The following is a 22,685-nucleotide window of genomic DNA, read 5'->3' as shown; positions in this document are numbered from 1 at the left end:
GCAGAACGCATCTGATGGTCCTTCCGTCACGACCGGGCAGCCGACACCTCGTCAGCTCACCTGACCCGGCCTGACGTGATCCACCGTCAGTCAGGCCGCGCGCCGCCACCACTCGGGGCGCTCACCCGGGTGAACCGGGCCGCTGTGCCCAGGCGGCGCGCCGCCGACTCCCCGTCGCGAAAAGGATCACTCCGACGGCGTAGCGGCGAAACGATTCGCTGGGTGAAGGGGGTGTGACGTCCGATCAACTCGGCGGACTCCCGGCGATCCTGATGGCCGCAATCCGCCGATCGGCGCCCCTGGAGTCCCGCTGTCCTGATTCCGGTCCCGATCCCCTTCCGGCAAGGAGTTCTGCTGTGCGTGTTCGTCGTACGGTGCTCGGCACCCTCGGTTCCGCCGCTCTCGTGTTCGCCTCCCTGGGCGCGGTGACCGCCGCCACCGTCAGCCCCGCGGCCGCGAATCCCTGCGGCTTCTACGAGACCGGTTCCGACGCCTTCTACAACCACTGCACCTCCGACGGCTCACGGGTCGTGATCAAGGTCGAGGTGGCCCGTGCGCCCGACTACGAGTGGTGTGTCGGACCGGGCGAGACGTGGCTGGGCTCCGCGTCCCGGATCCAGGGCGCCCACTACACCGGCCGCCTCTGCTGACGTGCGCCGGGGGGCGTCCGGCATGAGGTGCGCGGGGGCGCTCCCTTCCTCGGTCGAGGCGCTGAACAGCCGGAACCCCTCATCCGTAACTCTGGGTAATCCTCTCCCTGGCGTAGGGTCGGGGGTGGGGAGGGTGAGCCGGAGGGGAGGACGACGTGCCGCTGGAGCCGCTGCGGTTCGCGGTCCTGGGGGACGTACAGGTGCGCCGGGGGGACGCCGTACTCGAACTCGCGGGGCCGCAGGAGCGCGCGTTCGTGGCGCTCCTGCTGGTCGGAGCCGGGCAGCCGATCGCCGTGAGCGAGATCGTCGAGGTCCTCTGGGGGGCGGATCCGCCGCGCAGCGCGGTCAACGTCGTCCGGCGCCGCGTCGGCGCGCTGCGACGGTTGCTGGAGCCCGGCCTCGCCCCCCGCGCGGAGGGCCGCTGGCTGGTGCGGCAGGCGGGCGGATACCGGCTGGTGACCGACGGCGACTCCTCGGACCTGCTGACATTCCGCGCGCTGCGCGAGGAGGCGAGCCGGATCGCCGCACGGCAGCCCGAGGGGGCGCTCCGGCTCCTCAAGGAGGCGTTGGCGTTGTGGCGTGGGCCGGTCGCGGTCGGCGTCCCCGAGCGCGTCCGGACGCACGCTGCCTTCGCCGCGGTGGACCGTGAGCGGCTCGCCGCCGTGCGGGAAGCCGCCGACGCCGCGTGGCGGGCCGGGACGCCGGAGGCCGTCCTGGCCGAACTGCGGCGGGCCGCCGCCCGGCATCCGCTGGACGAACCCCTACAGGCCCGCCTGGTCCTCGCGCTGGCGGCGGCGGGGCGGCGGCCGGAGGCCCTGACCGCTTACGAAACCGTGCGGGCCCGGTTGGCCGAGGAGCTGGGGATCGACCCCGGGGCGGATCTGCGAGAGGCGCGTGACGCCGTCCTGCACGCGCGCGCCTCTTCGGTGGCGGTCGGGGAACCGCACCGTGCGCACGCCTCTTCGGTGGCGGTCGGGGAACCTCACCGTGCGCACGCCTCCTCGGCGCAGGGCCCCGCCGTCCCCCGGGACGACCCTGCCGCACCGGCGCCCGCCCTCGCCGTCCCCGACCAACTGCCGCATGACGTGCCGGCGTTCACCGGACGGCAGGCGGAGCTCGACGAGATCCTCCGGCTGCTCGACGCGGCCGTACCGCGGGCGGCCGTACCGCAGACGGACGCGTCGTCGGCGGACGCCTCCCGGCCCCAGGCCGCGGTGATCAGCGCCATCGGCGGCATGGCGGGCGTCGGCAAGACCTCGCTCGCCGTGCACTGGGCGCACCGGGTCGCCGACCGCTTCCCGGACGGCCGGCTCTACGTCAACCTGCGCGGCTTCGACCCGTCCGGCGCCGTCATGGAACCCGGCGAGGCGGTCCGGGGGTTCCTGGACGCGCTCGGCGTGCCGCCCGAGCGGGTCCCGCACGCAGTGGACGCGCAGAGCGCGCTCTACCGCAGTGTGCTCGCCGGGCGGCGGGTCCTCGTCGTGCTGGACAACGCGCGCGACGCCGACCAGGTGGAGCCGCTGCTGCCCGCCTCGCCCGGCTGTCTCGCCCTCGTCACCAGCCGCGACGAACTGGCGGGGCTGGTCGCCGCGCATGGCGCGCGCTCTCTGACCCTGCGTCCCTTCGACGCCGGCCAGGCGCGGGACTTCCTCGTGCGCCGGCTGGGCGCCGAGCGGGTGGCGGCCGAGCCGGACGCGGCCGAGGAGATCGGCGAACTGTGCGCCGGACTGCCCCTCGCCCTCGCCTGCGTCGCCGCCCGCGCCGCCGTCCACCCGCACTTCTCGCTCGCCGCCGTAGCCGCGGAACTGCGCGAGGCCCACGGCAGCCTCGACGCCTTCGCGCGCGCCGACGCCACCGTGGACGTCGGCACCGTCTTCTCCTGGTCCTCGCGCGCCGTCTCGGCGGGGGCGGCCAGGCTGTTCCGGCTGCTGGCGCTGCACCCCGGCCCCGACGTCGGCCTCCCGGCCGCCGCCGCGCTGGCAGGTCTGTCCGTGCGCCGGACCCGGCCGCTGCTGGCCGAGCTCACCACCCTGCACCTGCTCGCCGAACCCGCACCCGCCCGCCACGCCTTCCACGATCTGCTGCGCGCCCACGCCGGCGACCTCCTGCACGAACAGCACACCGCGACCAACCGGCAGGCGGCCCTCGACCGGCTCCACCACCACTACCTGCACACCGCCCACGCCGCCGACCGGATCCTCGCCCCCAACGCCGACCCGCTGCCCCCGCCGCCCGCGCCCGAGGGCGCGCGCCCCCATCCCCTCGCCGACGACGACCACGCCCTGGCCTGGCTCACCGCCGAACACGCGGCGCTGATCGCCCTCGTCGACGCGGCCGCCGCGTCGGGGCAGCCCGAGCAGGAACGTCTCGCCTGCCAACTGGCCTGGTCGCTGGAGCCGTTCTTCGACCGGCGCGGGCACTGGCACGACGGGCTGGCCGTACAGCGCACCGCGCTCGACGCCGCCCGGCGCGGTGCCGACCCCGTGCTGGAGGCCCGCGCCCTGCGCGCCCTGGCCCGGGTGGAGGGCCGGCTCGGACTGCACGCACGGTCCGTCCCCCGCCTGGAGCGGGCCCTGGCGCTCTTCACCGAACTGGGCGACGACGCGGGCCGCGCCCACACCCACCGCAGTCTCGGCTGGCAGTGCGAGCAAGCCGGCGACCTGCCCGGCGCCCTGCGCCACAACCAGCTCGCCCTGGACCTGTTCCGCAGCCGGGGCGACCGCGCCGCGCAGGCCAGCGTCCTGAACTCCGTCGGCTGGTACCACGCCCTGCTGGGCGAGTACCGGCAGGCCCTGGAGCACTGCTTCGAGGCGCTCACCATGCTCCAGGAGCTCGGCGACCGCTACGGTCAGGCCGCCACCTGGGACAGCATCGCCTACACCCACCACCGCCTCGGACGCCATCCGCACGCCCTCCTCGGCTACCGCAACGCCCTCGTCCTGCTGCGCGACCTGGGCGTGCCCTACCTGGAGGCCGACATCCTCGTCCGGGTCGGCGAGACCCACCTCGCCACCGGCGACCACGAGGGCGCGCACGTCGCCTGGACCCAGGCGCTCATGCTCCTGCGCGGCCTCGGACACCCCGACGCCGAACGGGTCGAGGCGCTGTTGGCCGCACGGAAGGGCCACGCCGGTGCCGGCTGACGCCGCGCCCCGGCGGACCGGGGACCCGGCCGGGCAGATGCGGTTCGAGGTGCTGGGCCCGGTACGGGTGTGGCGGGACGCACGGGAGCTCGACCCCGGGTTCCCGCAGCAACGCGCGCTGCTCGCGCTGCTCCTGGCGCATACCGGCCGGCCCGTGCCGCCGGCCGAGATCCTCGACGTGCTGTGGGGCGAACGACCGCCCGCCAGCGCGCCGAACGTGGTGCGGCGTTACGCCGGTGCGCTGCGGCGGCTGCTGGAACCCGGGCTGGCGCCCCGCGCCCCCGGCCGACGTCTGCTGCGGAGCCCCGGCGGCTACCTCCTGGAGGCGGACACCGACGAGGTCGATCTGCTGCGCTTCCGGGATCTGACCCGACGCGGCAAGCGGGCGGCCGCCACCGGACGCACCGAGGCGGCGGCCGACCACCTGGTGCCGGCGCTGGGGGAGTGGCGCGGTCCGGTGGCCATGGGCATCCCCGAGTCGGTGCGGGCCCGCGTCCAGTTCACGGCGCTCCGACGGGAGCTTCTGGACACCGCCCGGCTGGCGGCGGACGCGGCCCTGCTGTGCGGCCGCGCCGAGCAGGTGCTGCCCGTCCTGCGCCGGGCCGTCGCGCAGGACCCGCTCGACGAGCCGCTGCACGCCCGGCTCGTGCTGGCCCTGGCCGCCTGCGGACTGCAGGCGGAGGCGCTGGGGGTCTACGACGACGTCCGCCGGCGTCTCGTCCGTGACCTGAACGTCGCCCCCGGCCCCGAGCTGACGGCGGCCCACACCCGGGTGCTGCGCCAGGAGGTGGGCCGGCTGAGGCCCGGCCCCACGGTGCGTCTCGGCCGGCCGGCCGAGGTCGTGGAACGGCGGCGGAGCCCCGACTCCGGCGACGCGGACGCCGCGCGCGGGGCAGCCGAGACGGCAGCCGGACGTGATGGCGCCGATCCCGGCCGGGCGGATGGCGCCGCGCGGGGGAACGGACCCGGCGACGACGACCTGACCGCCGTGCCCGCCGCCGACCGGCCCGCCGGTGCGCCCGAAGCCGTCGAACCCGACGACCCCGACGACTCCGACGACTCCGACGGCCCGGTCGCCGTGGCCCCACGACGCGTCCACGCCTCCGCCGCCGCCTCCGGGGCTTCCGCCCCGCGTTCCGTCGACTCGACCCGCCCCTCCCGCTCTGTGAACGACGGACGGGGAGCCGCCGTGGCGGAGGAATCCGAACCCCGGAGCCCGCGCCCTGCCCACCCCGGGCCCAGCCCTCGGCGCGCCCCGGGGCCACGGCCTCGACTCACGTCGGCCGCTCCCGGCGCTCCCGTCCCATCCGCCGCTCCGGTCGCTCCCGTTGCTTCTCTCGCTCCCGTCGGCCCCCCTCCTCCGGCCACCGCCCCGGCACCTCCCGCGGGCCCCGAGGAGGCGGGCGACCACGGCCGTGAGCCGGAGCCGACGGGCCGGGTACGGCCCGCCCAGCTGCCTGCGGCGCCCGCCCCCTTCGTCGGGCGAGCGGGCGAGTCGCGCCGGCTGGAGGACGCCGTCGACTCGGGCGCGGGTGTCGTCTCGGTCTGCGGCATGGCCGGTGTCGGCAAGAGCGCCCTCGTGCTGGGGTGGGCGCACCGGATCGCCGACGGGTACCCGGACGGCCGGCTGTACGTCTCGTTGCGGGGCTTCGACGGGACGCGGCCCCCGGTGGAGCCCGCCGACGCGCTGCGCGGGGCGCTCACGGCGCTCGGGGTCCCCCCGTCGCGCATGCCGGACGGCGTGGGCGCGCTGACCGGCCTGTATCGCACGGTGCTCAGCGGCCGACGGGTCCTCGTGGTCCTCGACGACGCCGCCGGCACCGAACAGGTGCGTCCGCTGCTCCCGGCCGCACCCGGCAGTCTGGCGCTCGTCACCAGCCGACCGGCCCTGCCGGGGCTGGTCGCCTCGGGGGCCCGGGCCCTGTCCCTGGGGCCGCTCTCCGCCGAGGACGCCCGGGCCTCGCTCGTCGCGCGGATCGGCGCGGAGCGGACGGCCGCCGAACCCGGGGCCGTCGACGCGATCGTCGCCCGGTGCGGCGGGCTCCCCCTGGCGCTGGCCGCCGTCGGCGCGCGCGCCGCCGGCCGACGGGAGTTCCCGCTCGCCGCGCTCGCCGACGAACTGCGCGCGGCCCAGGGCACGCTCGACGCCCTCCCCGCCGTCCGCGCGGCCTTCCTCGGCTCCTACCGGCGGCTGGAGCCGGACGGCGCACGGCTGTTGCTCCTCCTGCCGCGCCACGGCGACGCGGACCTCACCCCGGCGGCGGCCGCGGCGCTCGCCGGGCTGCCGGTGCGCCGAACCCGGTCGCTCCTCGCGGCCCTCGCCGACGCCCACCTCCTCACCGAGCACGCGCCGGGCCGCTACGCCCTCCACGAGCTGGTACGGGCCTTCGCCGCGGGACGCGCCCGGACGAACGGCCCGCAGGACGGTGTGTGAAGCGCTTTCACCGCGGTGTCACTCTTTTTGCACATCCGCCGTTCTACGGTCCGGACGACCTGATCGACGTCCCCCGGAGGCAACGGCGGAAGATGCCCACCACCAGTTCCAGCACCTGTGACAGCCCCAGCGCCTTCGACCGGCGTGCGAGCCGGACTGCCTTCGGCGTCGACATCCTGAGCGCCGAGGAGACGCCCGCCCGGCTGCCGGGCGAGCAGGCCCCGAACCCGGCGCACCGGCTGCTCGCGCGCGACGGCGGCGAGTACCTCTTCGTCGGTCTGCGCGGAGTCGGCGGCCGACGCGCCGCCCCGCTGTCGGAGCCCGCGGAACCCGTCACGCGGGCCCCGGCACCGGCCGTAGCCGCCGCATCCACCGGACTCACGGGTGCCGTCCCGGCCGCCGAGCCCGCCGACTCCGCCGAGCCCGTCGGCCTGCGACTGCAGCCCGGCGACGTCTGCTTCTACGACGTCCGCCGGGCCCCCGCCCTGGCGTTCCGGGAGCCGTTCCGGGCGACGGTCTTCCTCGTCCCGGCCGGGCTGCTGGACCTGACGGAGCCCGACGTGCGCAGGATCGCGCGGAGGCCCGTGGCCCGCGCCTCCCGGCTCGGCGCCCTGCTGTCGCCGCTGCTGTCCGACCTCGCCCGGGCGGCTGCCGAGGCTCGGGCGCCGGTCGGCGAGATGCTCGCCTGGAACGCCGTGAACCTGCTGTCGACGCTCGCCGCCGAGCAGTTGGGCCCGGACTCGCCGGGGAGCCGGGGGACGCCGGGCACGCAGCCGCCGGTGCTCGCGCGGATCCTGGAGTACGTCGAACTGCACCTCACGGAGCCGGACCTGGGCCCGGAGGGCATCGCCCGCGCCCACCACATCTCGGTGCGCTATCTGCACAAGCTGTTCAAGGACGAGGGCGCCACCGTGGGCCGGTGGATCCTGCGCCGCCGTCTGGAGGAGTGCCGGCGCGACCTGACGCGGCACGGCCGGGGAAGCCGGACCATCGCGGCCGTGGCCGGCCGCTGGGGATTCCCGAGCGCCACGCACTTCAGCCGGGTCTTCCGGGCCGCCTACGGCATGTCCCCGCGCGAATGGCGGGACGGCGCCGGGCGGGCCGTGCGGACCGCGCGGGGCTGAACCGTTCACCGCCCGGTGTTTTCCGCCGCGCGCCCCGAAAGCGGCGGGAATTCCGTGCGGTTGTCCGTCCGGAGCATGCGGACTTTCCCCTCGCGTCGACGATCGGCGGTTTCTCCGCCGCGTCCCCGTGATGCGATCGAGATCACCGGCCGCCGCTTTTCCCTCGTCGCCCAAGAACGCGTTGTCAGGGGCGGAGCCGGGAGTCCGCGCACTACAGAGGGCATGCTCGGGAGCGACGACGCCGCGGCGAGCTGGTTAACGAGACGGAAACAATCGCGCACTGCGGCGTGCCCCGTGATCGCCCCGTGATCGTCGCGTGAGCGTGGCACGGACCGGTTCTGTGCGCTGTCGGAACATCGGCGGTGCACGGGTGGACAAAACGCGGTGGCGTGGCAGATTTAGCGTGGCGGGGCAAGACAGCGCACACCGAGAACAGCAGGAGATGCCATGTCCGACGTCGTCGAGCCGGTCACGCCGGTGCTCGAACCGGAGGCCGCGGCGTTCGCCGAGGCGACCGCCAACCCGCCGTACCTCTTCGATCTGCCTCCGGCGGAGGGGCGCAAGGCCGTCGACGAGGTCCAGTCGGGCGAGATCCACAAGCCCGAGGTCGACGAGGAGTGGGTCACCGTCTCCGGCGGTCCCACGGGCAGCGTCCGCGCCCGGATCGTCAAGCCGGCCGGCGCCGAGGGCGTCCTGCCGGTGATCCTGTACATCCACGGCGCGGGCTGGGTGTTCGGCAACGCCCACACCCACGACCGGCTGGTGCGCGAACTCGCCGTCGGCGCCGACGCCGCGGTCGTCTTCCCCGAGTACGACCTCTCGCCCGAGGCCCGCTACCCGGTCGCCATCGAGCAGAACTTCACGGTCGCCCGGTGGATCGTCGAGCAGGGCGCCTCCAAGGGTCTGGACGGCGGCCGGCTGGCCGTGGCCGGCGACTCCGTCGGCGGCAACATGACCGCCGCCCTCACCCTGATGGCCAAGGAGCGCGGCGGCGTCCCGCTGGTCCAGCAGGTGCTGTTCTACCCGGTGACCGACGCGAGCTTCGACACCGGCTCCTACCACCAGTTCGCCGAGGGCTACTTCCTGCGCCGCGACGGCATGCAGTGGTTCTGGGACCAGTACACGACCGACGAGGCCGAGCGCGCCCAGATCACCGCCTCCCCGCTGCGCGCCACCGCCGAGCAGCTCAAGGACCTGCCCCCGGCGCTGGTCATCACCGGCGAGGCCGACGTGCTGCGCGACGAGGGCGAGGCCTACGCGAACAAGCTGCGCGCGGCCGGCGTGCCGGTCACCGCGGTGCGCTTCCAGGGCATCATCCACGACTTCGTGATGCTGAACGCGCTGCGCCCGACGTACGCCGCCGAAGCCGCCATCACCCTGGCCGTCGGCACCCTGCGCGACGCCCTGCACGTCTGACCCCCAGGAGAGAGCACACCCATGACCACCACTCCCACCGTCGTCCTGGTCCACGGCGCGTTCGCCGACGCGGCCAGCTGGTCCGGCGTCGTCGCCGAGCTCCAGGGCCAGGGCGTCCCCGTGATCGCTCCGCCCAACCCGCTGCGCGGCCTGGCCTCCGACGCCGCCTACGTCGCCTCGGTCGCCGCGCAGATCGACGGTCCCGTGATCCTCGTCGGCCACTCCTACGGCGGCGCCCTCATCACCGTGGCCGGTACGACGGAGAACGTCGTCGGCCTCGTCTACGTCGCCGCCTACGCGCTGGAGGAGGGCGAGAGCCTCGGCGAGCTGCAGGGCCGCTTCCCCCTGTCGCCGCTGGTCAGCAACCTGAAGGAGTGGACGTATCCGGTGCTGGGCGGCGACCCGGCCGTCGAGGTCACCATCGCCGAGGACGCCTTCCCGTCGGTGTTCGCCGCCGACTTGCCCGCGGGCGTCACCAAGATCCTCGCCGCATCGCAGCGTCCGCTGGCCGCCGCCGCGTTCGAGGAGACGGCCGCCGCGGCCGCCTGGAAGACCAAGCCGTCCTGGGCGCTGATCGCCGGCGCGGACCAGGCGATCAACCCCGAGGTGGAGCGTTTCGGCGCCAAGCGCGCCGGGGCGACGATCGTCGAGCTCGACGGCGCCTCCCACGCCGTGGCCGTGTCCCAGCCGAAGGCGGTCGCCGACCTGATCCTCGACGCGGTGCGCGCGACGGGCTGACGCTCGTGTGAGGACGGCCGCGCGGACGTGACCCCTGTGCGCGTCCGCGCGGCCCCGCTCGCGCCGGGTCGCCGGCGATCGTGCGGCTCGCGCCCGCCGTGGCCGGTCCCGTCGTCCTCGACCGGGACCGGGTACGGCGTCGCCCCGGCCCGCGCCCCGCCCGGCCTCAGCGGTCGCGCACCCTGCGTACGAGGTCGGCGGCGGCCCCGGGCCACTCGGGGTGGTCGAAGGCGAAGCCCGCGTCGAGCAGGCGGCCCGGGACGACGCGCCGGCTCTTGAGCAGCAGCTCGGTGTCCGAGCGCAGGGCGAAGGCCCCGAGCTCGGCCATCCACCGCGTCGCGGGCAGTCCCGCCGGGACGCCCCACGCGTGGCGCAGGGTGCGCATGAAGGCACGGTGCGGCAGGGGCGAGGGGGCGGCGAGGTTGACCGGCCCGGCGAGATCGTCGCGGGAGATGAGCAGCTCGACCGCGCGGACGAAGTCGTGGTCGTGGATCCAGGACACGTACTGCGCGCCGCCCGCGACCGGGCCGCCGAGTCCGAGCCGGGCCAGCCGCAGCAGGACGTCGAACACCCCGCCCCGGTCCGGGCTCATCACCATCGCGGACCGCAGCGCCGCCTTGCGGGTGTGCGGGGTGTCGGCCCGCTCCTGTTCCCGCTCCCAGGCCCGCGCGATGTCGACGCTGTACCCCCAGTACGCCGGGACGCCCGGCTCGGCGCCGCCGATCACGCCGGTGGCCTCGTCGTTGGGGGCGTCGAACCGGTGGGCGTAGACGGTCGCGGTGCTCATCTGCAGCCACACCCTCGGCGGCCGCGTGGACGCGGCGATCGCCTGGCCCACGACCCGGGCCGATTCCACCCGCGAGTCCATCATCGCCTTGAGGTTGACCGGCGTGTAACGGCAGCTGACGCTGCGGCCGGCCAGGTTGACGACGACGTCGCTGCCGTCGACGGCCTCGGTCCACGGCCCGAGCGTCCTGCCGTCCCAGGCGATCTCGCCGCGGCCCGCGGGGCGCCTGCTCAGCACCACGACCTCGTGTCCTGCCGCCGTCAGCGCACGACGCAGAACGGTGCCCACCTGCCCGGTCCCCCCGGGTAGCACGATCTTCACGAGTAGGGTCCCCTCCCTGTCCGAAGAGGACCCTACCTCTTATTTGAACGTGTTCAAAAGCTGGCGTGCGGGGCGGCACCGGCGCGGGGCCCGCGAACGCGACGGGCTCTCGGGGGAGCGGATGGCGCCCACCGGTTCCGTTCGCTGTCCCGGGAGCGGGGCGGAGGCCTCTTTCGTAGGCGTACGGATTCGTAGGCGTACGGATCGCGCAGCCGGCTCTGAATGCGGCCCGCGCCGAGATCGGCGCCGGAACGTGTGAGCGCGTCGACCGCGGCCGTGCAACCGGCCGGGCGGGCCTGGGGCGTTCACCGCCGGCCGTCGTGGTTATCAGGTCAAGCGTCCCGGACCCTTGACTCGGAACGGGGTCTGTCGCGATCCTCGTCGCACTATCTTGCGCCGGTCATGACAACTGCAGGGGCGATCGGAACCCCGGCGTCGACCGCGCCTTCACCCCGACCGAAGGACGTGGGCCGTGAGCATGACCGGACGCCCGTACCGCAGACGCCGAGACGTCACCCTCGTCTCGCTCCTCCTCCTCGTGCTCGCCGCCCTCCTCGGCCCCACGCCGAGCTCCGCTGCCGGCTCGGACTGGTGGACGCCGACGGCCAGGCCCAACCCCGACTCGCAGATCGGCGTCACCGGCGAACCCTTCACCGGCACCGACTCCGCGGGCCGGGTGCGCGGGTTCGTCGACGCCCACAACCACCTGCTCTCCAACGAGGCCTTCGGCGGACGGCTGATCTGCGGCAAGGTCTTCTCCGAGGCCGGCATCGCCGACGCGCTCAAGGACTGTCCCGAGCACTACCCCGACGGCACGCTCGCCGTCTTCGACTACATCACCCACGGAGGCGACGGCAAGCACGACCCGGTCGGCTGGCCGACCTTCAAGGACTGGCCGGCCTACGACTCCATGACCCACCAGGCCAACTACTACGCCTGGGTCGAGCGGGCCTGGCGCGGCGGACAGCGGGTGCTCGTCAACGACCTCGTCACCAACGGCATGATCTGCTCCGTCTACCCCTTCAAGGACCGCAGTTGTGACGAGATGACCTCGATCCGGCTGCAGGCCAAGCTCGCCTACGACCTGCAGGCCTACATCGACAAGCAGTACGGCGGCGCCGGAAAGGGCTGGTTCCGCATCGTCCTCGACAGCGCACAGGCCCGCGACGTCATCAAGCAGGGCAAGCTCGCCGTCGTCCTGGGCGTGGAGACCTCCGAGCCGTTCGGCTGCAAGCAGATCCTCGACATCGCCCAGTGCAGCAGGGCCGACATCGACAAGGGACTGGACGAGCTGTACGCGTTGGGCGTGCGCAGCATGTTCCTGTGCCACAAGTTCGACAACGCGCTGTGCGGCGTCCGGTTCGACGAAGGCGGCCTCGGAACGGCCATCAACGTCGGGCAGTTCCTGTCGACGGGCACCTTCTGGCAGACCGAGAAGTGCACCGGCCCGCAGCACGACAACCCCATCGGCACCGCCGCCTCCGCGGCCGAGTCGGACCTGCCCCCGGGCACGAAGGTCCCGTCCTACGACACGAACGCGCAGTGCAACACCCGCGGCCTCACCGCGCTCGGCGAGTACGCCGCGCGCGGCATGATGAAACGCAAGATGATGCTGGAGATCGACCACATGAGCGTCAAGGCCGTCGGCCGGGTGCTCGACATCCTTCAGGCCGCGTCCTACCCCGGGGTCATCTCCTCGCACAGCTGGATGGACCTCGACTGGACCGAGCGGGTCTACGGTCTCGGCGGCTTCGTCGCCCAGTACATGCACGGCTCGCAGGGGTTCGTCGCGGAGGCGCAGCGCACCAAGGCGCTGCGCGACAAGTACGGTGTGGGCTACGGCTACGGCACCGACTTCAACGGCATCGGCGACCACCCCGCCCCGCGCGGCGCCGACGCGGCGAACAAGGTGACCTACCCGTTCAGGAGCGCCGACGGCGGTTCCGTGATCGACAAGCTGACGACCGGTTCGCGCACCTTCGACGTCAACACCGACGGCGCCGCCCATGTCGGCATGATCCCGGACTGGATCGAGGACATCCGGCGCGTCGGCGGCCAGGACGTGGTGAACGACCTCCTGCAGGGCGCCGAGTCCTACCTCGGCACCTGGGGCGCCGCCGAGCATCACCAGGCGGGCGTCAACCTCGCCAAGGGAGCCCCGGCGACGGCCAGTTCGTCCGAGTCCAACCCGTTCACCAGCTACCAGCCCGGCCGGGCCGTGGACGGCGACAGCGACACCCGCTGGGCCTGCGACTGGAGCGACGACCAGTGGCTCAGCATCGACCTGGGCGCCACCAACCTCGTCAGGCGCGTCACCCTCGACTGGGAACGGGCGTACGGCAAGGCCTACCGCATCGAGCTCTCGGCCGACGGAACGACCTGGCAGACCGTCTGGTCCACCTCGTCGGGCGACGGCGGCCTGGACACGGCCTCCTTCACCGGCACACCGGCCCGCTACGTCCGGGTGCACGGTGTCGGCCGCGGCACCGACTGGGGATACTCGCTCCACGAGGTGGGCGTCTACAGCAGTTGACGGCCGCCGGGGGACGAACGCGAAGGACACGCTCATGGCACGCATGCCGTCGGCCGATCGGCGCCGGCAGCTGACGGAAGCGGCGATCAGGGCCATGGCCCGGGACGGCGTCGCCAAGACGACGACCCGGGCCATCGCCGCCGAGGCGGGCGTGTCCCTCAGCGTCTTCCACTACTGCTTCGACTCCAAGCAGGCACTGGTGGAGTCCGTCATCACGACCATCACCGACCACTACGTGACGGTCGTCAAGGAGGCGCTGCGGCCCAGGGCGACCCTGGAGGACACCGTCCGGGCCGGCTTCCAGGCGTACTGGGACCACGTCCGCGCCCGTCCCGACGAGCACATGCTGACCTACGAACTCACCCAGTACGCCCTGCGCCAGCCCGGGTTCGAGCACCTGGCGCGCCGTCAGTACGAGATGTACGGCGAGGCCTACGCCGACCTCATCGAGCAGCTCCGCGCCGGCAGGGACCTCAGACTGCGGGTCCCTGTCACCGTGCTGGCCCGCTACCTGGCCGCCATGACCGACGGCCTGACCCTCAACTACCTGGTGCTGGGCGACGAGGCGGCCTGGACCGGCGTCCTGGACACGGTCACCGCCCACATCGCCTCCCTCGTCATGGCCGACGGTCCGGTCCCCGCACCGGATCCGGTCCCCGCACCGGATCCGGCGGCCGCTGCCGGACCCCGGTGACGCCGGCCGCTCAGGGCGCCGTGGCCCGGGCCAGGAGCAGGGCGACGTCGTCGTGGTCCTCGGGGTGGCGCAGGCCGTACAGCAGAAGGTCGCAGATCTCCTCCAGGGGACGGCCCGGCTCGTCCAGGAAGCTCAGCAGGACGTCCAGCCGGTCGTCGATGGGATGGTGACGGGTCTCCACGAGGCCGTCCGTGTACAGGACCAGCAGGTCGCCGGGTGCCAGTTCGGTCGTCGTCGCCTCGAAGGGCACGCCGCCGACGCCCAGCGGGGCCCCGGAGGGCAGTTCGAGCAGCCTGGGGGGCCGGCCGGGGCGGGCCAGCGCGGGCGGCATGTGCCCGGCGTTCGCCATGAGGCACTGCCCGGTACGGGGGTCGAACACGGCGTACAGACACGTGACGATGTAGTGCTCCAGATCGCAGGTGATCTTGTCCAGGTGCTGGAGCACCGCGCCGGGCTCCAGATCGAGGTCCGCGTAGGCGCAGGTGGCCGTGCGCAGCCGGCCCATCGTGGCCGCGGCGTCGATGCCGTTGCCCATCACGTCCCCGACGACCAGCGCCGTCTTGTCCTCGGTCAGCGGGATGACGTCGTACCAGTCGCCGCCGACCTCGCTGGTGGCCTGGGCGGGCTGGTAACGCGAGGCCAGTTCGAGACCGGTGTGCCGGGGCGCGTGGTCGGGCAGCAGACTGCGCTGCAGGGTGAGCGCGGTGTTGCGCACGCTCTGGAACCAGCGGGCGTTGTCGATGGCCACGGCGGCCCGTCCGGCCAGCTCCGCGGCCAGGATGACGTCGTCGTCGTCGAACGGCAGCGGATTGCGGGTGCGTTTGAGGTCCAGGGCGCCGAGCACCTCGCCGTGCGCGATCAACGGCACCGCGAGATACGAGTGGACGCCGGCCCGCGCCAGCAGCGCGCCGGCCTCCGCGTCCCGGGCGATCCGCGGCAGATCGCGTTCGCCGACGTGCCGCACCAGCACCGGGCGACCGGTGTGCACGCACAGGGTGACCAGCCGGTCCCCGTCGTAGGCCGCGAGGTCGCCCGGGGTGTCCGCGGCGCGCACCGCCACCGTGGGGTGACCCGCCTTGAGGGCGAGAGCGCGGAACAGCTCCGGTCCGTTGTCCGGCCTGCGCGAGCGCCGGCAGGCCAGGGCTGAGTCGAGGATGTCCACGGCGACCACGTCGGCGAGCTGGGGCACGGCGATCTCGGCCAGTTCGTGCGCGGTCCGCTCCACCTCCAGGCTGGTGCCGACGCGGGTGGACGCCTCCGCGATGAGGGCGAGCCGGCGGCGGGCCCGGTCGGCCTCGGCGGCCGCACGATGCCGTTCGGTGACGTCGACCACCGAGACGGCCGCGCCCAGCACCCGCCCGCCGGGATCCTCCAGTCGGTAGAACGACAGCGACCAGGCGTGCTCGCGGTCGGGGTCGGTCGGCGGCCGGCCCACGTGGTACTGGTCGAGCAACGGCGTTCCGGTGGTGAACACCTGACGCAGCGCCGACTCGATGGTGTCGACGTCGGGCAGCAGCAGGGTATCCCTGAGGAGGCGGCCGACGTGGTCCTCGGCGGGAACGCCGTCGATGCGTTCCAGGGCCGGATTCACCAGCAGATACCGCAGGTCGGGGTCGAGCAGGGCCAGCCCGATGGGGGACTGGTTGATCAGCCGCTCGCACAGGGCCAGGTCGGTCTCGACGCGCTGCAGCAGATTGTGGTCGGCGGCGATGCCCAGGGCGTAGACGTCCCCGAGATCGTCCTGCAGCCGCATGTTGCGGAACTCCATCACCCGGGTGCTGCCGTCCTTGTGCCGGATGGGGAAGGCGCCGGCCCAGCTCCGGCCGGTCTCCAGCACGTCGGCGAACAGCTTCGCCACCGCCTTGAGGTGCTCGGGGTGGATGAACAGCCGGGCCGCGTACTTTCCCAGCGCCTCCTCGGCGGTGTAGCCGATGAGCTCCTCCGCCTGCGGGGTCCAGAACACGATGCGTCCGTCGGCGTCGACGACCATCGCGGAGACGCTCAGCACGTCGAGCAGTCCGGTGGGCGGGGGCGTCTGGGGGCGGTACACGTCGCCCTCGGAGCGCGTGGGGTCGGATGTCATCGAATCCTCCTCCGGCCCTTCCATGCTGCCTCCCGCCGGGCGCGGGCAAAAGCCGAGCGGGCTCGGCCGGGCCCGCTCGGCGCCGTGCGCATCGGCCGGACTAGCAGGACCATGGTCGTGTGGAGGACGGCACCCATGGATTCTGCGCGAGAAGCTTCCGAGGTCCCGGCGCCCGCAGTCCCGGGCGGTTTCCTGGACGCGTCCACCGACGCGGCGGCGATCGTCTCCGCGGACGGCGTCGTGACCGGCTGGACGCGGCAGGCCGAGGCGCTCCTCGCCCGGCCGGCGTCCGACGTGGTCGGCCGCTCCGCCGCGAAGCTCGTGGCGATGCCCCGCGACCCGGCCCGCGTGGCGGGCGTCGCGGCGCGGTGCCGCGCCGGCGTGGGGTGGAGCGGCGTCGTCTCCCTGCGGCACGGCGACGGCCGCCCCGTCGACGTCGACCTGCGCGTGTCCGCGGCCTTCCGGCTCGGCGGGGCGGAGTGCTTCCTGATCTCGGCGCGCGAGCGGGGCCGGCCGTGGGCGGTCGGCCAGTCCGTGCTCGACGGGTTCCTGACCCGCTCACCGGTCGGGATGGCGGTGCTGGACCCGGAGCTGCGGTACGTGTGGCTGAACGACACCCTGGAACGCTTCGGCGGCGTGCCCCGCGAGCAGCGGCTGGGGCGCCGGCTGAGCGAGCTGCTGCCCGGTCTGCAGGCGGTCGCCCTCGAAAAGCTCATGCACAAGGTCCTGGAGACCGGCGTCCCGGTCACCGACTACGAGTACCTGGGCTGGAGCTGGGCGGATCCGCACCGCCGACACGCCTACTCCACCTCGTTCTTCCCCCTGGTCGGCGACGACGACCGCGTCACCGGGGTCTGCTACATGGTCCAGGACGTCACCGAACGTTGGACCGCGCGTCAGCTGTTGTCGCTGGTCAACGAGGCGGGAACACGCGTCGGCACGACGTTGGACGTGATGCGGACGGCGCAGGAACTCGCCGACTTCTGCGTCCCGCGCTTCGCCGACTTCGTCGTCGTCGACCTCCTGGAGCCCGTCCTCAGCACGGAGGGGCACGGCGCCTGGCTGACCGACGCGGGGCCGGCCCCCGCCCGGCCGGTGATGCGCCGGGCCGGGATGAACTCGGTGCGCGAGGGCTGCCCGGAGGCCGTGGCGCGGATCGGGGACAGGGTGGACTTCATCCCTCCGCCGCACGGCGCGAACCTGCTCCTCGACGGCGAGCCGATCCTCATGCCGGTGCTGGACGGCTCCGACGAGCTGTGGACCGCCGAACAGCCCGAGAGGGCGGCGAACATCGACAGGTACGGACTGCACTCGCTGATCTCCGTGCCGATGCGCGCGCGCAACACCGCCCTGGGCCTCGCCACGTTCGTCCGCTCCCTCAACCCCGTCCCGTTCCAGCCCGACGACGTGCTGCTGGCCCGGGAACTGGTGGCACGGGCCGCCCTGTGCGTCGACAACGCCCGCCGGTACACCAGGGAGCACACGGCGGCCGTCACCCTGCAGCGCAGTCTGCTGCCGCACGCCCTGGCCGGCGGCACGGCGCTTGAGGTGGCCTCCTCCTACCTTCCGGCCGACCCCACGGACGGGGTGGGCGGCGACTGGTTCGACGTCATCCCGCTGTCCGGGGCGCGGGTGGGCCTCGTCGTCGGCGACGTGGTGGGGCACGGCATCGCCGCAGCGGCCAGCATGGGGCGGCTGCGCACCGCGGTGCAGACCCTCGCCGACATGGAGATGCCCCCGGACGAGCTGCTGGCCCACCTCGACGACCTCGTCCTGCGGCTGAGCGCGGAGCGCACCGACGACACGGCGGCCCCGCACGCCTCGACCGGCTTCCTCGGGGCCACCTGCCTGTACGCCGTCTACGACCCGGTCACCCGACGGTGCACGATGGCCCGCGCCGGCCACCCGCCCCCGGTCGTCGTCGCCCCCGACGGGCAGGTGTCCTTCCCCGAGCCGCCAGCCGGGCCGCCGCTGGGGCTCGGCGGCATGGCGTTCGAAGCCGCCGAGATCGAGCTCGCCGAGAACAGCCTGATCGGGCTCTACACCAACGGCCTCTTCGGCGGCGCCGACCAGGACATGGAACAGGGCATGGCCCGCCTCGGCGAGGTCCTCGCCGGGGCCGGCGCCGACTCCGACCTGGACGCCCTGTGCTCGTCCGCGGTGCGCCGGCTCGTGCCCGTGCCCCAGTCCGACGACATCGCGCTGCTGCTGGCGCGCACCCATGCCCTGGGCGCCGGTCGCGTGGTCTCCTGGGACGTGCCCGCCGACCCGGCCGCCGTCGCCGACGTCCGGGCCCGCGCGACCCGCCAGGTTGAGGCCTGGGGACTGGGCGAGCTGGCCATGACGTCCGAACTGATCGTGAGCGAGCTGGTCACCAACGCGGTTCGCTACGCCACCCCGCCCATCCGTCTGCGTCTGCTCTGCGACACGCGTCTGACCTGCGAGGTCGCCGACGCCAGCAGTACGGCGCCCCGACTGCGGCACGCCCGGATCACGGACGAGGGGGGCCGCGGACTCTTCCTGGTGGCCCAGCTCGCCCACCGCTGGGGGGCCCGGTACACGGCCGAGGGAAAGGTCATCTGGGCCGAGCAGGAGATCCCCTGAACCGTCCGGAGACCCTGCGGTCCCGGAGTCCCCTGCGGTCCCGGAGACCTCGGCCGTCCCGCAGACTGCGGCCGCCCCCGAGACCTCGGCCGTCCCGCAGACTGCGGCCGCCCCCGAGACCTCGGCCGCCCCCGAGCTGGGCCGGCGCGGCGACCTGGGCCGGCGCGGCGACCTGGGCCGGCGCGGTCCGGTGTCGGCCGGCCGCCACCGCGCTCGCGGCGCGGGCGGGGGACGTCCGCAAAGACATCGGTTCCGACGGTGCCCGTGACGCATCCCTCACCCGTCCCTCGTGCGCGGCAGTGGACCCGTCGCCTCGCCCGGGCCGATCGTGGACGACATGAACGATCACCGCACGTCCCCCGCCGGCCCGGAGCGCCCCGCCGACGAGGAGGCGGCCGGGGTCCGCCGGTTCTGGGGCCGGCTCGGACTCCCGGGACTGGTCGACGTCCACACGCACTTCATGCCCGAGCGGGTCCTGCGCAAGGTCTGGGAGTACTTCGACGGGCTCGGGGAGCTGACCGGCGGCCTCGCATGGCCGATCACCTACCGCCAGGAGGAGGCCGAACGCGCGCAGCTGCTCCGGGACTTCGGCGTCCGGGCGTTCACCGCGATGCTGTACCCGCACAAACCGGGCATGGCCCGCTGGCTGAACGGCTGGGCGGCCGACTTCGCCGACCGAACCCCCGACTGCCTGCACACCGCGACCCTCTACCCCGAGCCCCGCGTCGAGACCTACGTCCGGGAGGCCGTCGAGGCGGGCGCGCGCGTCTTCAAGGCGCACGTGCAGGTGGGAGCGTACGACCCCGCCGACGAACTCCTGGACGGCGCATGGGGAGCGCTCGCCGAGGCCGGGACCCCCGTCGTGGTCCACTGCGGCTCGGGCCCCGCGCCCGGCAAGCACACCGGTCCGGAGCCGATCGCCCGCGTGCTGGCGCGCCACCCTCGACTACGGCTGATCGTCGCGCACATGGGGATGCCGGAGTACGAGGAGTTCCTCGGCCTCGCCGAACGGTACGGCGAGGTGCGGCTGGACACGACCATGGCCTTCACCGACTTCGCCGAGGCGCTCTCGCCGTTCCCCGCCGGCGCGCTGCCCAGGCTGGCCGGACTCGGCGACCGCATCCTGCTCGGCTCCGACTTCCCCAACATCCCCTACCCGTACGCGCACCAGCTCGACGCCCTGGAGCGGCTGGGACTCGGGCAGGAGTGGCTGCGGGCGGTGTGCCACGACAACGGCGCCCGACTGTTCGGACTGTGAGGACCGGCCAGGGCGTCGACGGTGAATCCGGCCCCCGCTCCTCGCGCGGACGCAAGGGTGATCGGCACGACGCGCGGCTCGCCGACGGGTTCTCCCTCGGCTGGTGAGCTGCGCGTCTTGCGTGTGGCTGACCTGTGGAAATAGCCTCTGCTGCAGCCGGTGGGGGTTGCCGGCCCGGGAATGGTCCGGATCATGGTCGGGAGACGTCCGGCTGACGTCCGCGGTCCGCTTGGGCAGGGGGCCCCGGTCCGGATCCTCCACCCCTTCCGGAGCGGTTCAGTGCATGATGTCGGCCTTCTGGTGCTGGCGCTGTCAGCGAGTTGCGCGGTCCCCGCGGCCTGGTTCCACGCCGCCCCGGCGGGCGGAGGCCGGGCCGCTACGGGCCTGCCGCGCGACGGCGCCGGCGCCTGGACCGGACGGCCCGGCCGTCCGCCGACGGCCCGCGCGCGAGCCGGCCGACGCGCCGAGGCGCTGACCTGGCGCGCGATACGCGCGTGGGCGCGAGGGACGGGAGAGGCCCGGCCGTGACCCCTGCGCGGGTCCGCGACTTCCAGGAGCCCTCAGGGCCACGGAATCCTCGGCGGGCCCGTACGGCGTCCGCACCGCACCGGGAAAGCCACTATGCCTCTACAGTCCTTCACCCTGCCGACCTCCACCTCGCTGCAACCCCAGCCGCCGCCGGCACTGCGTCGGGGCCGCCGGTCCTATGCACCGGCGCGTTACCGCGTCCCGCTCCTCGCCATCGCCGCTGTCCTTCCCCTGTACTGGGGTTGGGACGCCCTTCTCGCCACCGACGGCGGTGACCTCGCCGCGCAGTACGCCTGGGCGGGGTTCGTGGCCAGGCACCCGGAGACGCCGTACGGGCTCTTCTGGTTCGGCGGGATCCACACCGTCAACTACAGCGTCATATCACCGCACCTGATGGCACTGTGCGGCGTCCGGGCGGTCTCCGTGATGTCCGGGGTCAGCGCCACCTGGCTGCTGTCCCTGCTGCTGGAGCGCACCGTCGCGCGGGTGTCGCTGTGGCCCGCGCTGGTCGGTGCGCTGGGCCTCTGGTACAACGTCGTGCTCGGCCGCACCACGTTCGCCCTCGGACTGGCCTTCGCTCTCGCGGCCCTGCTCGCCGTGGCCGACCGCGGTCCCCGGCCCGCCCGGCTCGCCGCCGCCGTGTTCGGGGCGCTGTTCGCGACCATGGGCAGCCCGGTGGCCGGGCTCTTCCTGCTGGTGGCGGGCGCCGGATATCTGGTCGACCGGCAGTACGGCAAGTGCCTCGCCCTCACTCTCCCGCCCGTCGCCGTCGTCGGCCTGACGACCCTGCTCTTCCCCTTCCAGGGCGAACAGCCCATGGCCGCCGGGCGCATGATCCTGCCCGTGCTGCTGGCCGCCGCCGTGGTGTGGGCGTCGCCGCCCAAGTGGCGGGTGGTGCGGGCGGCCGGCGCCCTCTACGCCGTCGGCGTCGTCCTGACCTGGCTGGTCCCCTCGCCGATCGGCAACAACGTGGAGCGGCTCGCCCTGCTCTTCGCCCCCGCGGTGTTGCTCGCGGCGGCGCTGCACCGCCGCTCCGCGACCATCCGCGACGGCGTACGCCGCCCCCGTATGCGCGCGATGGCCCTGGTGACCGCTCTCTCCGTCTCCTACCTCTGCGTGACGTCGCTGGTGCATCTGCGCGGCCCGGACCCCGTTCCCGGCTGGGTCACGCACACCGACGGAGTGCTCGCCGCGCTCGCCCGCCTGGGCGCGGACCGCGGCCGGGTCGAACTGCCGACGGATCGCGACCATCGCGGGGCCACCCTCCTCGGCCCGCACGTCGAGCTGATGCGGGGCTGGAACCAGCAGTTGGACGTGGAACGAGGACGCCTCTTCTACGAGGGCGACCTCGACGGGCCGCGCTACCACGCCTGGCTGCGCCACTGGGCGGTGGGCTTCGTCGTCCTGCACGACGGCACGCCCGATCGTTCCGCGGAGCGCGAGACCGCCCTGATCAAGGAGGGGCAGGACTGGCTGGAGCCCGTCTGGCACGACCGGTACTGGAGGATCTACCGCGTCCGCGACACCCTGCCGCTGGTCTCGGCCCCGGCCGAGCTGCAGCACGCGGGAGAGGCGGGGCTGACGCTGTGGATGCCCCGCGCCGGCACGAGCACCGTGCGGATCGCGTATTCGCCGTGGCTGCGGGCCGAAGGCGCGTGCGTCAGCGCGGACGGCGAGTGGACCCGGCTGACCGTGCCCCGGGCGGGCGTGTACCGACTGACCTCGGACTACCACACGGGATCCGTCGACGATCGTGGCTGCCTCTCGGCGCGGTGAGGGGCCTCGGTCTCCCGCCGGGCTCGCGCCTGGCCCGTGTGCGGGTCCGGGCCGCGCGCGGCCTTCAGGTGCCCGTTGCCCAGGTCCGGAACGGCTGGACGCGGTCGAGCCCGACGCGGTCGAGCCCGACGCGGTCGGGCACCTCGCCGGCGTGTACCCCGCCGCAGCGGGCAGTCGGTCCCTAGCAACCGAAGCCACCTTGCAGTTGTGGCTGACAGTCGAAACCGTCCGGACCGGCCCAGGAGTTCCCCCATGATGATCGTCGGCGTGATCGCCTTCTGCGTGGTCCTCGCGATACTCGCTTTCGTCGTCCCGCGCTTGAGCAGGCACCCCCAGAACGGTGCTCAGCGCACCCTGGGTTGGGGATCCCGCGCGGGTTCCAAGGCGCCCGGACCACTGGGGCGTCTGCTGAGCAAGCCCTTCCAGTCCAGCTCGCGGGCCGTGGGTCGCAGCGGCTCCGCCGGCCGCCGGGCGCGTGGCCGCCTGCCGTTCTGACCGGTCGGCGGCGCGGTGCGCCCCCGCACCGCCGTTCACGCCGTCGGCCTCATCGCCCTTGGTCTCATCGCCATTGGTCTCATCGTCTGCGGCCCCGGCCC

14 protein-coding genes are annotated in these 22,685 nt (G+C 74.0%); 12 read left to right on the top strand and 2 right to left on the bottom strand.

Going from position 1 to position 22,685, the window contains the following annotated elements:
* Positions 1 to 356: 356 nt before the first annotated feature.
* The 6 genes from ACFVYK_RS34870 (at position 357) to ACFVYK_RS34845 (ending at position 9,505) form a co-directional block, all read left to right on the top strand.
* Positions 357 to 650, top strand: coding sequence for a DUF6355 family natural product biosynthesis protein (locus tag ACFVYK_RS34870; protein ID WP_389780750.1), 294 nt, complete (start codon positions 357 to 359; stop codon positions 648 to 650).
* A 155-nt stretch (positions 651 to 805) separates the two neighbouring features.
* Positions 806 to 3,793 carry a BTAD domain-containing putative transcriptional regulator gene (locus ACFVYK_RS34865; RefSeq protein WP_389780749.1) on the top strand — a complete coding sequence of 996 codons (2,988 nt, stop codon included), beginning with the start codon at positions 806 to 808 and terminating at the stop codon, positions 3,791 to 3,793.
* A complete protein-coding gene (locus ACFVYK_RS34860; protein WP_389780748.1) occupies positions 3,783 to 6,227 on the top strand; it encodes a BTAD domain-containing putative transcriptional regulator in 2,445 nt (814 codons plus the stop codon). The genes ACFVYK_RS34865 and ACFVYK_RS34860 overlap by 11 nt, the downstream gene beginning before the upstream one ends.
* A 92-nt stretch (positions 6,228 to 6,319) precedes the next feature.
* Positions 6,320 to 7,351 (top strand): helix-turn-helix domain-containing protein, encoded by a 1,032-nt coding sequence (locus tag ACFVYK_RS34855; protein WP_389780747.1) that lies wholly within the window; start codon positions 6,320 to 6,322, stop codon positions 7,349 to 7,351.
* A gap of 447 nt (positions 7,352 to 7,798) precedes the next feature.
* Positions 7,799 to 8,767, top strand: a complete 969-nt coding sequence (locus tag ACFVYK_RS34850; RefSeq protein WP_389780746.1) for an alpha/beta hydrolase — start codon at positions 7,799 to 7,801, stop codon at positions 8,765 to 8,767.
* A 21-nt stretch (positions 8,768 to 8,788) separates the two neighbouring features.
* Positions 8,789 to 9,505, top strand: coding sequence for an alpha/beta fold hydrolase (locus ACFVYK_RS34845; protein ID WP_389780745.1), 717 nt, complete (start codon positions 8,789 to 8,791; stop codon positions 9,503 to 9,505).
* A 166-nt stretch (positions 9,506 to 9,671) separates the two neighbouring features.
* Here the strand turns inward: ACFVYK_RS34845 and ACFVYK_RS34840 are convergent, their stop codons facing one another.
* Complete coding sequence (locus ACFVYK_RS34840) at positions 9,672 to 10,613, bottom strand: DUF1731 domain-containing protein (protein WP_389780744.1); 942 nt, start codon at positions 10,611 to 10,613, stop codon at positions 9,672 to 9,674.
* Between the two features lie 478 nt (positions 10,614 to 11,091).
* Between ACFVYK_RS34840 and ACFVYK_RS34835 the strand changes: the two genes are divergently transcribed.
* On the top strand, positions 11,092 to 13,146 hold the full coding sequence (locus ACFVYK_RS34835; RefSeq protein ID WP_389780751.1) for a discoidin domain-containing protein: 2,055 nt from the start codon (positions 11,092 to 11,094) through the stop codon (positions 13,144 to 13,146).
* 34 nt (positions 13,147 to 13,180) lie between these two features.
* The gene (locus tag ACFVYK_RS34830; RefSeq protein ID WP_389780743.1) at positions 13,181 to 13,840 is read left to right on the top strand and encodes a TetR/AcrR family transcriptional regulator; all 660 of its coding nucleotides are present in this window, start codon (positions 13,181 to 13,183) and stop codon (positions 13,838 to 13,840) included.
* A gap of 10 nt (positions 13,841 to 13,850) precedes the next feature.
* Here ACFVYK_RS34830 and ACFVYK_RS34825 read toward each other — a convergent pair whose 3' ends face one another.
* A complete protein-coding gene (locus ACFVYK_RS34825; protein ID WP_389780742.1) occupies positions 13,851 to 15,923 on the bottom strand; it encodes a SpoIIE family protein phosphatase in 2,073 nt (690 codons plus the stop codon).
* Between the two features lie 135 nt (positions 15,924 to 16,058).
* On the opposite strand from ACFVYK_RS34825, the gene ACFVYK_RS34820 reads away from it, so the two are divergent.
* From ACFVYK_RS34820 to ACFVYK_RS34805, 4 genes are all read left to right on the top strand, one after another.
* Positions 16,059 to 18,527 (top strand): SpoIIE family protein phosphatase, encoded by a 2,469-nt coding sequence (locus tag ACFVYK_RS34820; RefSeq protein WP_389780741.1) that lies wholly within the window; start codon positions 16,059 to 16,061, stop codon positions 18,525 to 18,527.
* Positions 18,528 to 18,864: 337 nt separating this feature from the next.
* Positions 18,865 to 19,785, top strand: a complete 921-nt coding sequence (locus ACFVYK_RS34815) for an amidohydrolase family protein (protein ID WP_389780740.1) — start codon at positions 18,865 to 18,867, stop codon at positions 19,783 to 19,785.
* A gap of 621 nt (positions 19,786 to 20,406) precedes the next feature.
* Entirely contained in the window at positions 20,407 to 22,089 is a 1,683-nt protein-coding gene (locus tag ACFVYK_RS34810) for a hypothetical protein (RefSeq protein WP_389780739.1), read from the top strand.
* A gap of 252 nt (positions 22,090 to 22,341) precedes the next feature.
* On the top strand, positions 22,342 to 22,584 hold the full coding sequence (locus tag ACFVYK_RS34805) for a DUF6411 family protein (RefSeq protein WP_307049275.1): 243 nt from the start codon (positions 22,342 to 22,344) through the stop codon (positions 22,582 to 22,584).
* The last annotated feature ends 101 nt before the right edge of the window (positions 22,585 to 22,685 follow it).

It is taken from the genome of Streptomyces sp. NPDC058291 (genome assembly GCF_042880855.1).
Lineage (GTDB): Bacteria > Actinomycetota > Actinomycetes > Streptomycetales > Streptomycetaceae > Streptomyces.
Note: the sequence above shows the minus strand (reverse complement) of the source record. Positions and strands in the feature narration are given on the sequence as shown.

Bases quoted from the DNA above. Each gene is read 5' to 3' on its own strand.
- ACFVYK_RS34830 (WP_389780743.1), top strand. From the start codon at position 13,181: ATGGCACGCATGCCGTCGGCCGATCGGCGCCGGCAGCTGACGGAAGCG.
- ACFVYK_RS34835 (WP_389780751.1), top strand. From the start codon at position 11,092: ATGACCGGACGCCCGTACCGCAGACGCCGAGACGTCACCCTCGTCTCG.
- ACFVYK_RS34805 (WP_307049275.1), top strand. From the start codon at position 22,342: ATGATGATCGTCGGCGTGATCGCCTTCTGCGTGGTCCTCGCGATACTC.
- ACFVYK_RS34845 (WP_389780745.1), top strand. From the start codon at position 8,789: ATGACCACCACTCCCACCGTCGTCCTGGTCCACGGCGCGTTCGCCGAC.
- ACFVYK_RS34855 (WP_389780747.1), top strand. From the start codon at position 6,320: ATGCCCACCACCAGTTCCAGCACCTGTGACAGCCCCAGCGCCTTCGAC.
- ACFVYK_RS34815 (WP_389780740.1), top strand. From the start codon at position 18,865: ATGAACGATCACCGCACGTCCCCCGCCGGCCCGGAGCGCCCCGCCGAC.
- ACFVYK_RS34810 (WP_389780739.1), top strand. From the start codon at position 20,407: ATGCCTCTACAGTCCTTCACCCTGCCGACCTCCACCTCGCTGCAACCC.
- ACFVYK_RS34820 (WP_389780741.1), top strand. From the start codon at position 16,059: ATGGATTCTGCGCGAGAAGCTTCCGAGGTCCCGGCGCCCGCAGTCCCG.
- ACFVYK_RS34850 (WP_389780746.1), top strand. From the start codon at position 7,799: ATGTCCGACGTCGTCGAGCCGGTCACGCCGGTGCTCGAACCGGAGGCC.
- ACFVYK_RS34825 (WP_389780742.1), bottom strand. From the start codon at position 15,923: ATGACATCCGACCCCACGCGCTCCGAGGGCGACGTGTACCGCCCCCAG.